General features: G+C 41.4%; 8 protein-coding genes. 5 read left to right on the top strand and 3 right to left on the bottom strand.

The genetic code is table 11. From position 1 onward, the window contains the following. The 3 genes from F3G88_RS10535 to F3G88_RS08250 all read left to right on the top strand — a co-directional run. The coding region (locus F3G88_RS10535) for a methyl-accepting chemotaxis protein (protein WP_223228737.1) at positions 1-673 on the top strand (673 nt) is incomplete at its 5' end. Between the two features lie 313 nt (positions 674-986). After that, positions 987-1,703 (top strand): basic amino acid ABC transporter substrate-binding protein, encoded by a 717-nt coding sequence (locus F3G88_RS08255; protein ID WP_149715866.1) that lies wholly within the window; start codon positions 987-989, stop codon positions 1,701-1,703. A 100-nt stretch (positions 1,704-1,803) separates the two neighbouring features. Further along, on the top strand, positions 1,804-4,542 hold the full coding sequence (locus tag F3G88_RS08250) for a M16 family metallopeptidase (RefSeq protein WP_149715865.1): 2,739 nt from the start codon (positions 1,804-1,806) through the stop codon (positions 4,540-4,542). Between the two features lie 228 nt (positions 4,543-4,770). Here the strand turns inward: F3G88_RS08250 and F3G88_RS08245 are convergent, their stop codons facing one another. From F3G88_RS08245 to F3G88_RS08235, 3 genes are read right to left on the bottom strand one after another with little or no spacing between them, the layout of a single operon-like run. Further along, positions 4,771-5,673 carry a Cj0814-related protein gene (locus tag F3G88_RS08245; RefSeq protein ID WP_149715864.1) on the bottom strand — a complete coding sequence of 301 codons (903 nt, stop codon included), beginning with the start codon at positions 5,671-5,673 and terminating at the stop codon, positions 4,771-4,773. Between the two features lie 52 nt (positions 5,674-5,725). Further along, on the bottom strand, positions 5,726-5,947 hold the full coding sequence (locus F3G88_RS08240; RefSeq protein ID WP_002941152.1) for a hypothetical protein: 222 nt from the start codon (positions 5,945-5,947) through the stop codon (positions 5,726-5,728). 32 nt (positions 5,948-5,979) lie between these two features. Then, positions 5,980-6,273: a putative quinol monooxygenase gene (locus F3G88_RS08235; RefSeq protein ID WP_149715863.1), complete on the bottom strand. Its 294-nt coding sequence runs from the start codon at positions 6,271-6,273 to the stop codon at positions 5,980-5,982. A gap of 153 nt (positions 6,274-6,426) precedes the next feature. Here F3G88_RS08235 and F3G88_RS08230 point away from each other — a divergent pair, with 153 nt between their 5' ends. Together F3G88_RS08230 and F3G88_RS08225 are read left to right on the top strand one after the other, a co-directional pair. Further along, the gene (locus F3G88_RS08230; RefSeq protein ID WP_149715862.1) at positions 6,427-8,880 is read left to right on the top strand and encodes a molybdopterin-dependent oxidoreductase; all 2,454 of its coding nucleotides are present in this window, start codon (positions 6,427-6,429) and stop codon (positions 8,878-8,880) included. An 88-nt stretch (positions 8,881-8,968) separates the two neighbouring features. Next, entirely contained in the window at positions 8,969-10,075 is a 1,107-nt protein-coding gene (locus F3G88_RS08225; protein ID WP_149715861.1) for a D-TA family PLP-dependent enzyme, read from the top strand. Positions 10,076-10,280 lie beyond the last annotated feature (205 nt).

Raw genomic sequence — 10,280 nt, 5'->3', positions numbered from 1 at the left:
AAACCAAGACTTTACAAAAAGACTTGATGATGATGGTAAGATAGCAAGTGGTATAAACTCACTAGGCATTGAGATATCTAAAATGCTAAATGACAATCTAAACCAAGCACAAGTACTAGAAGAAAAAGCTAAACTTCTAGCTGAATCAGTATCTAAAGTAGCAAGCTCAGCAAACACTCAAGCAAATAGCTTACAAGAATCTGCTGCTGCAGTTGAGCAAATGTCAAGCTCAATGAATGCCATCTCTCAAAAGACAGCTGATGTCATAAGACAAAGTGATGAAATCAAAAACATCATAACTATCATTAGAGATATAGCAGATCAAACAAACCTACTTGCTCTTAATGCCGCAATAGAAGCAGCAAGAGCAGGAGAACACGGACGTGGCTTTGCCGTTGTTGCTGATGAAGTTAGAAAGCTAGCTGAAAGAACTCAAAAATCACTAGGTGAGATAGAAGCAAATACAAATGTATTAGCTCAATCAATAAATGAGATGAGTGAATCTATAAAAGAGCAAAGCGAAGGCATAAACATGATAAATCAATCAGTTGCTCAAATAGATCACCTAACAAAAGAAAACGTTGTAATTGCAAACCAAGCAAATGAAGTCACATCAGAAGTAGATGAGATGGCTAAAGCTATAGTTGAAGAGGTTAGGAAGAAGAGGTTTTAACTTTTTTATCCAAAGGGGGACAAGGGGACTTGAATTACGAAGCCGTCCCCTTATCTCCCTTCAGATCCCTCAAACCCCTCGCACGTTAGAAGTGGCATACAATGGTGCTGAAGCACCGCATGCGTTTTAAAAGCTCTAATAAATTTTTAGATACGCTCGCTCATAAATTTTAAAATTTGATTGAAATCTTTATAGCGTATTTGCTTATACACTTTACAAGCTTGTCTAAATTTATATCATTGCGCTAAATTTAAACAAATTTTAATAGATAAATGCCGATAATTAGGGCTTTAAATCACCTTAAAGGATAGACATGAAAAAGATCTTTGCTCTTTTACTGACAGCTTTTGTTGCTCTTTGTGCAAACGAGCTAAAATTTGGTACAGCGGCAAACTACCCGCCATTTGAATACATCGATGAAAATAACAAAATAACAGGCTTTGACATCGATCTTATAGATGAAATTTCAAAGTGTGCTGGCTTTTCATATAAGATAGTAAATATGAGCTTCGATGGCCTCATCCCAGCGCTTAAAGCTGGCAAGATAAATGGCATCATAAGTGCGATGAGTGCGACTCCTGATAGACTAAAGTCGATTGATTTTACAAAGCCATACTACCTAACTGAAAACATCTACCTAAAGAAAAAAGGCAACGATGCTCTTAAGGCTAAAGAAGAGCTAGCTGGCAAAAAAGTAGGCGTGCAACAAGGCACCATCCAAGAGCTAGCTGCAAATGCGATAAATGGCGCAAAAGTAGTGCCTTCAGAAGATACTGTGCCACTCATCATGGGTCTAAAAGTTGGCAAATTTGACGCGGTCATCCTTGATAGCTCGATCGGCTATGGCTTTATCAAGAAAAACCCTGAAGTAGAGGCGTTTTTCAAAGAGGTTGATGGTAGCGAGGGCTTTTCAATCGCTTTTGATAAAAATAAGCAGAGTGAGCTTATCGCTAAGATAAATCAAATTTTAGATGAGATGAAAAAAGACGGCAGCTACGACGCACTGCTTAAAAAATACGAACTAAAATAACACCTCCCAACTAGCCTGCAAATTTAGCAGGCTAGCTTTATCTTGCATTTTAAAATTTATACTAAAATCCGCTTTTACATAGAAATTTAAAGGACGGATTATGAGAAAAATTCTGCTACTTTTGTGCCTAGCACTTAGTCTCTTTGCCTTGCAAAATGACAAAGATATGCTAAGTGGCGAGCTAAAAAATGGGCTAAAATACTATATAAAAGAGAACAAACTCCCGCAAAATACAGCCATATTTTACCTAGTCGTAAACTCAGGCTCGACCGATGAGAGAGAGGGCGAGCAGGGGCTTGCGCACTTTTTGGAGCACATGGCGTTTAATGGCAGCCGTGACTTTAGCAAAAATGAGCTCATTAAACAGCTTGAGAGCCTTGGGGTTAAATTTGGCGCTGATCTAAACGCGCAAACAAGCTATGATCAGACGAGCTACACGCTAAGTATAAATGTAAATGAGAAAAATTTAAAGGACGTTTTTAAGGTCTTTTCAAACTGGATCGATGGCGTAAAGATCGATGCAGGCGAGCTTGATAAGGAGCGTGGCGTCATAATGGAGGAGGAGCGCCAGCGAAACACGCCAGCTTATAGGCTCTATCTTGCCCAAAGTAAGGACATCTTTGCAGGTAGCATCTATCAAAAAAGAGTGCCAATAGGCGACATGAACGTGATAAAAAGCGTGAATGCTAAGCACATGCAAGAGTTTTACGAGAGGCTTTATCAGCCAAGATTTATGAGCTTTGTGGCAGTTGGCGACTTTGATAAAAATGAGATAAAAACTCTGATAGAAAAAAGCTTTAGCGCAGCAAAAAATAGCAACTCTTACGCTCATCCAGATAAAAGCATCGCTTTTAAAGATGGGCTAAACGTCTTTAACTACGACGCAAACGAGACGGCGGTTCAGTTTGTAAGACTTAGCTTTTTTGATAAATTTAAGCCAGTCTTGGATGAGGCTGATGTGAAGAGAAATTTAAAAGATGCGCTAATAGCAAGCCTTATAAATATGCTTTATGAGCAAAAAAATGCAAATAATTCATCAAATTTAAGCGTTGATTTTATGGTGCAAACGCTTCAAGCAAAGCAAAAAATTTATAGTTTTGAGGCAAATGTGATTGGAGATGATTTTAACGCTAGCCTTAAAGATATGTTAAGCGTTTTAAAGGGCATTGAGAAATTTGGCTTTAATAAAGGCGACTTTAGCGATGTGAAAAAGGCGTTTGTGGCAAACGTGGAGGCTAAATTTAAACGCTCAAAAACTAAAAAATCAAGCGTTTATGCAGGTGAAATTTTAAACATGATCGAAAATGGCGGCTTTGTGCTAAGCGATGAAGATAGCAAAAACCTTAGCCTAAAGCTCTTAAATGAGATCACGCTTGAAGAAGTAAATGCGAGATTTAGGCAAATTTTAGCCATACCTGATGAGCGCGTGAGGGTCTTTAGTAAAGATGGCTTTAAGCTTAGCAAAGATGCCTTTTTGAAGCTAAAGGATGAGGCAAAACCTTACGATACAAATTTAGCTAACGTGAGCCTAAATAAGAGCCTTGGCAATGAAAATTTAGAGCCAAAAGATACCCTTTCTAGCGAATTTGACCAAAAGCATGGCATCTACACTTATAAGCTGCCAAATGGCTCGCAAGTCATCTTTAAGCCACTAGCCACCAAAAAAGATAGCATCTTGTTTGCAGCCATTAGCAAGGGTGGCACTTCAGATCTAGATGATCCTAAGCTTGGCGGTTTTGCGGTTGCGCTTACAAATGAAAGTGGCGTTGGTAAATTTAACAACTACGAGCTTTCAAAGGTGCTAAACGACAAGATAGTAAGCTACGAAAAGAGCATAGAGGCACTTACACAGGGCTTTTACGGCTCTTCAAGCAGTGGTGATCTTAGCTCATTGCTAGCTGTTATAAATTTAGAGTTTAGCTCTCCAAGAGCCGATGCAAACGTGCTTGAGAGGATAAAACAAAGAGCAAAAGATGAGCTAGCTAAAGAGCAAAATTTACCTGAATATAAATTTAGCACCGAATTTAGCAAGTTTTTTTACGAAAACAACAAGCGTGTAGCGCCCATTGAGATGGCAGATATCGACGCTTTAAATTTACAAGAGCTTACAAAGATCGTGCATGATAAATTTACAAATGCCGCCTCGTATATCTTTGTCATCGTTGGCGACACTGACGAGGCGACGCTTTTGCCGCTAGTTGAGAAGTATATCGCCACGCTGCCAGCAAAGGGAGACGAGGAGAAATTCAAAGATGATGGCGTGCGAAGTATCAAGGGGCAGCACACCTTTAAAAGGGAGTATCAGACCTCAAAAAGAAGCGACGTGAGCGTGGATATAGTAAATTTAGATACAAAATATAGCTTTAAAGAGGTGGTCAAGCTAAGGGCGCTAAACTCGGTCTTAAAAACGGCGCTTCGTGAAAAGATCAGAGAGGATAAGGGGCAAACATACGGCTTTAGCCTAAACGCCAAGCTCTCACGCTATCCGTATGAGCACTCAAAGGTGGTGATCGGCTTTACTTGCGACCCTGCAAACACGGACAAGATCATCGCCGAGATAAAGGAGATAATAGCTAGCATCAAGCGCAGTGGCGCGCTCTTGCCAAAACATTTGGAGGATTTTAAGGCGCAGAGTGAAATTTCTATAAAGAAAGATTATGAAAAGCCTGAGTTTTGGCAAAATCTCATCATCTCAAATAAAATTTTTAACACGCCACTTTACACGGCTGATGAGTATATAGATGCGGTCAAAGCGGTCACAAATGACGACATCAAAGAGGCTGCTAGGCTATATCTTGATGAGAAAAATATGGTGATAAGTATAAATAATCCAAAGTAGAAATTTTTTGGGCTAGGCTGGCTGGTTTTTAAATTTTAAACCTGAATATAAATTTATGGAGCAAAGCTGGCTCTTTAAAATTTAAGATTGAGCAGAAATTTGAGAAGTGAAGCTAGCTCTTTAAATTTAAGCCCGAGTAGATTTTTTTGGAGTTAAACTGGCTCTTTAAATTTAAGCTTGAATAAAATTTAGCGCGCCAGGCCAGCCCCATAAATTTAAACCATAAAGCTAAGCCAGTATATCCTTTGGCTTTAGCTTGTTTAGCTTTTGCACTAGATCATCAAAGCTCGCTCCATTTTCGACCTCACGCCTGATAAATTCCTCAAAAAACTCACGTTTTATATCCTTATCCGTGTAGGTCACGCTCTTTTTGGTAACTTGCATAGGCTTAAATTTCTCTTCTTCTATCTCTTCACCGCCATCTTCTCTAACTGGCGTAAGAGCGATATTTTGCAGCACATCAGCGATATTTTCGCCCTTTTCATAGCTTGTTTTTAGAAATTTCAAAAACTCATCTTTGCTGTTTTTGTCAGCGTAGCTTACACGATGCGCCATCGCTTGACCTAGGATTTCTATGCGCTTTTTAGCCGATGTTTGCTCGTAGTGCAAGGCTCCGTCTTTAAAAGAAATTTTCACATTTGCATGCTCGCCAAGTATCCTTTCGGCGGTAAATTCCAGCCATTTGTCTTTAAATTTATCTATGCTTAGATCAGAGTCTAGTAAATTTGTAGCTTCGCGGTTTAGATAAAGTGTGCCATTGGCGTGGTTGATTAGAATTTTCAGGTTGTCGGTGGCAATAGCATATATATTGTAAGTTTTGTTAAACTCATCTACGCTAAAGCCGTTTTTCTCGCTGGTTAGGATGGAATTTAACCTCCAAAGCTTCGTGCTATCAACGAAATTTTTAAGGCTAGCCACTTCATCTTTACTCATAGAACTATCGATGCCATTTATCTTGACCCAGATAGAAATTTTATAATTTGACGAGTAGCCAGAAAGTGATAGATGCTTGATGTCTAGGGCATTGGGAGAAATTTTTACTTTGCCTAAATTTGCGATAGTCGTTGGCTGCTTATTAAAAGCGTCTTGATAGTTAAAGCTTTGATTAAGTCCATTTAGAGCGTTTATCATGTCAGATCCTTCTAACACTATATCGGCAAATAATTTTAAATTTTAAGTTGGATTATTTTTTATTGCGGTATTTTTCGAAAATGGCGATCATCTGGTGCGAGTCTTGCGCGACTTTGAGCTTGTTTGGGTTTTTGCTAAGCAGCTCTTCTCTTAAAGCGTCTATAAATTCCTTATCCTTTTTGCAGGCTTCAAGGCTCACACGCCCTCTAAGTATAGCCATAAACATAATATCGGCAGTCGCGTTTATCATCTCAAGCATCTTTTCTTCGCTCATTTTTCTAAATTTTGCCCCTTTTTAAGCAAATATTATTCCTTTGTGCTTACAAAATTTATTATTTTCACCTCTTGGCTCTCTTTGCAAGCCTCAAGTGCAGCTGCGTTTTTCACCATGTGAGCGCTCTTCATATGCTCTTTTTGGCTCTCTAAATTTTCCCAGCTCTCCATAAAGCAGTATTCGCTTTTAGAGCCTGCAACCACGCCACACTCGTAGCTTATGCAGCCTTTGTCTTTTCTTGAAGCTGGCACGATCTCTTTTAAAATTTCTTCAAATTTTGCCTCATATCCAGCTTTTAACTTTACATTTACATAAAATCCTACCATTTGTCTATCCTTTAATATTTTTTGGCTAAAATAACGCAATTTAGACGCAAGTTTGCGTATTACATTACAAGGCCTTTTCATGACAAGATGATACAAAATAGTAAATTTATAACTCATAAAACCAAACAAATTTAATCAAATATCGGAGAAAAAATGAAAAGACGAGACTTTTTAAAACTTGGTGCCTTAAGCGCAGCAAGCCTTCAAGCAAAAGAGCTTGACGGAGCAGCTCAAGCGCTTTTTGACAAGCAAAGCGGACTAAGTGCAAATAAATTTGGCCCATTTTATGTAAAAACTATCGCAGGTCGCGTGGTAGAGACCGAGCCATTTGAGGGCGATGCGTGCCCAAATGAGCTAAACAACGCACTTCTTGATCATATCCAAAACGAAAGCAGGGTCAAATTTCCATTTGTTAGAAAGAGCTTTTTGGCTGACCCAAACAACCCAAAGCCTGAACTTCGTTGCAAAGAGGAGTTTGTGCGCGTGAGCTGGGACGAGGCGATAAAGCTAAGCGCGAAAATTTTAAAAGAAAATTTCGATAAATACGGCTCTGAAGCGATATACGGACAGGTTTATCAGTGGGGTAGCCTTGGCAAAGTTGGCCACAGCCAAAAGACCGCAAAGAGGCTACTTAACGTGCTTGGCGGATATGTAAATGAGCTTGGCGGTTACTCATACGGCGCAGCGACTGTCATCATGCCGCACATCACAGGCTCGATCGACCCAACGCTCGCACCAACAAAGTGGGAGGCTATCTTAAAAAATGCCAAAACGATCGTATTTTGGGGCACAAACCCAGTCGTTTCAAACAAGATCGCCATTGGCGTGCCGCTTCACAACTCATATAAATACTACGATGAGATCAGAAAAAAGGGCGAGAGCGGCGAGATGAAAATTTATAGCGTCGATGTTTATCGCAACGAAAGCGCAAGATATTTTGGCGCAAAGTACCTTGAAGTCGTGCCTTGCACCGATACGGCGATGATGATAGGTATGTGTAACTACCTTTTTGAAAAGGGGCTTTATAGCAAAGAATTTATAGAAAAATACACCGTTGGCTTTGATAAATTTAAAGAGTATATGCTTGGCGCAAAAGACGGGGTCAATAAAAACCTAGCTTGGGCAAGTAAAATTTGTGGCGTGAGCGAGCAAGAACTGGCGAAATTTAGCGAGGATCTAGCTAAAAACGACGCAGTCATAGTTAGCGGCTACGCGATTCAGCGGCAAGATCACGGCGAGATGGCGTACTGGGCGCTTGTGACGCTAAGTGCAATGCTTGGGCACATCGGCAAAGAGGGTTGCGGCTTTGTCACAAATGACGGCATGCACAAAAACGCCGATGAAAGCTTCATAGCGCCTAAACTAGCGGCTTTTGAGACGAAGGTGCCACAAAAATTTATCGATAGCGGGCTGGTGCCAAAGACTAAGGGCTACGAGCTGCCAAACTCAAGGCTTATAGACGCGCTTTTAAGCCCTGGCAAAGAGATAACAAGAAATGGCAAGAGCTACAAGCTACCAAAGATCAGAGTGATGTTTAACGCCAATGGCTCGACATTTACAAGGCATCCAGAGACAAATAGAGCGATAAAAGCTATGCAAAAAGTGCAAGCGATCATCACTTGCGAGCCATTTTGGACGAGCACGGCAAAACTAAGCGACATCGTCCTGCCAGCTGCACTTGAGTGCGAGCGAACGGACATCGAGATGGCAAACTCAACTAGCGAATATCTCTTTGCTATTAAGCCACTTGTTGCGCCATTTGGCGAGAGTAAAAGCGACTTCGAGATCGCAAGGCTGATCGCAAAAGAGTGGGGCAGAGAAGAGGCATTTAGCGAGGGCAAAACCGAGCTAGAGTGGGTCAAAGAAATTTACGAAGATGCCGTTAAAAAGGCTGCTGGGCTTGGGTATGAGAGCATGCCAAGCTTTGATGAGTTTTGGGATAAGGGTTATTTTAGATTTGACAAGGTCGATGAGAAAAAACGCTACTTTACAAACTACAAGAAATTCCGTGACGACCCAGAGGCAAACCCACTAAAAACGCCATCTGGCAAGATAGAAATTTACTCTGAAACGGTCGCTGGCTTTGGCTACGACGACTGCCCACCGCATGCGACGTGGCTTGAGCCGTTTGAGTGGCTGGGTGCAAAAAATAAAAAATATCCTATCGCCATAAGCGGCGCGCACTCTAAATTTAGACTTCACTCGCAGCTAAACAACTCTGTGCTTCGCCATTTTAACGAGATCGCAGAGCGCGAGCCAGTGCTCATAAACCCAAAAACAGCCGAGGCTAGAGGGATAAAAATGGGCGATGTGGTTAAAATTTACAACGACAGGGGCGAAATTTTGTGCGGTGCATTTGTGACCGAGGACGTACCACAAAACGTCGTCATCGTGAGCGAGGGCGCTTGGTACGACCCAGATGTGCCAGGCGAGAAGAGCCTTTGCTTGCACGGAAATTTAAACGTGCTCACAAAGGACGTGCCATCAAGCAAGATGAGCCAGAGCAACACCGCCCACACGAGCCTTGTCGAGGTCGAGAAATTTAAGGGTACGCCAAAGCGTGTCAGGGCGTTTGACGCACCAAAGATCGGCGCAAGAAAGGCCTAAAAGTAACACTTTGAAAATTTAAAGTGCAAAAAGCTATCCTTTTTTAAATAATTAGAGTTAAAATCTAAGAAAAAAGAAAGGATAGCTCATGAAAATCACTGAAATAGACACTCCAGCACTGCTCATAGACAGGGAGATAGTGCTAAAAAACTTAGACAAAATGCAAAAATATGCTGATAAATTTAACGTAAGCTTAAGACCACATACTAAAACGCACAAGATGCCATACTTTGCAAAACTGCAAGTAGAGTGCGGTGCAAAGGGCATCACAGTGGCAAAGGTGGGCGAGGCTGAAGTGATGGCAAAAGAGGGTCTAAGAGACATTTTCATCGCAAATGAGATCGTCACAAGGCAGAAATTTGCTCGCATTATAGCCCTTATAAGATCTGGCGTAAAAGTGAGCTTTGGCGTCGATAGTGTGGGCGTTTTAAGACTTATTGACGAGGTCTTTGGCGAGGCTGGCGAGATAGCTAGGCTACTTGTCGAGATAGAAGTTGGCGAAAACCGCTCAGGCGTCATAGAAGAGAGCGATTTTAGAGCTTTGATGGGCGCTTTTAAAGAGTGCAAAAACGTGGAATTTTGTGGCGTTTTCTCGCATGATGGCCACTCGTACAAGGCAAAAGATAAGCGTGAGTGCGAGCAAATTTTTAAAGTAGCGACTGCAAGAACGCTAAAATTTGCTGATATCGCGCGTGAGTTTGGGTATGAAAATTTCACCGTTAGCATAGGCTCGACGCCATCACTGATAAACGACTTTGAGATACCAAAAGGCGTTACGGAGCTGCGCCCTGGCACATATATATTTATGGATGCGTCGCAGGCGAATGCTTATGGTAGCTTTGATATGAACGCCGCTAGCGTGCTTAGCGTAGTGATCTCAAGGCCGACCACGACCCGCACGATCCTTGATGCTGGGGCAAAGGCGCTAACCAAAGAGAGGCGAAGTGAGGGCTTTTGCTCGACACCTGGCATGGGGCTCATCGCGGAGCATGAAGTGTGGATAGATAGCTTGTTTGACGAGCATGCGATCATCTTAAACGAGAAATTTGCAAAAAGTGTGCGCGTGGGCGATCTTGTTCGCATCTATCCAAATCACATCTGTCCGGTGGTAAATTTGTATGACTACGCCTATCTCGTAAGCGGCGATGAGGTCTGCGAAAAAGTGCCAGTTTTGGCAAGAGGCAGGATAGAGTAGGGATATGGCAGATAAAATCTGCACTAAACAAATTTAAACTACTGCATGGATCGTAGTAAATTTATGCTTTTTGGTAAATTTTAAAACTTTCATTCACCCCTAAGAATTGACTACTAAAATTTGGCTTCGCTTGCAGCTTAGCTCAAATTTTAGAGCCGAAATTACTCGTTCATGAAATTTTAAAATTTAATAAAACGCAAGCAAT

Source organism: Campylobacter concisus, assembly GCF_902460675.1.
Lineage (GTDB): Bacteria > Campylobacterota > Campylobacteria > Campylobacterales > Campylobacteraceae > Campylobacter_A > Campylobacter_A concisus_AJ.
This window is presented reverse-complemented; position numbering and strand designations above follow the sequence as displayed.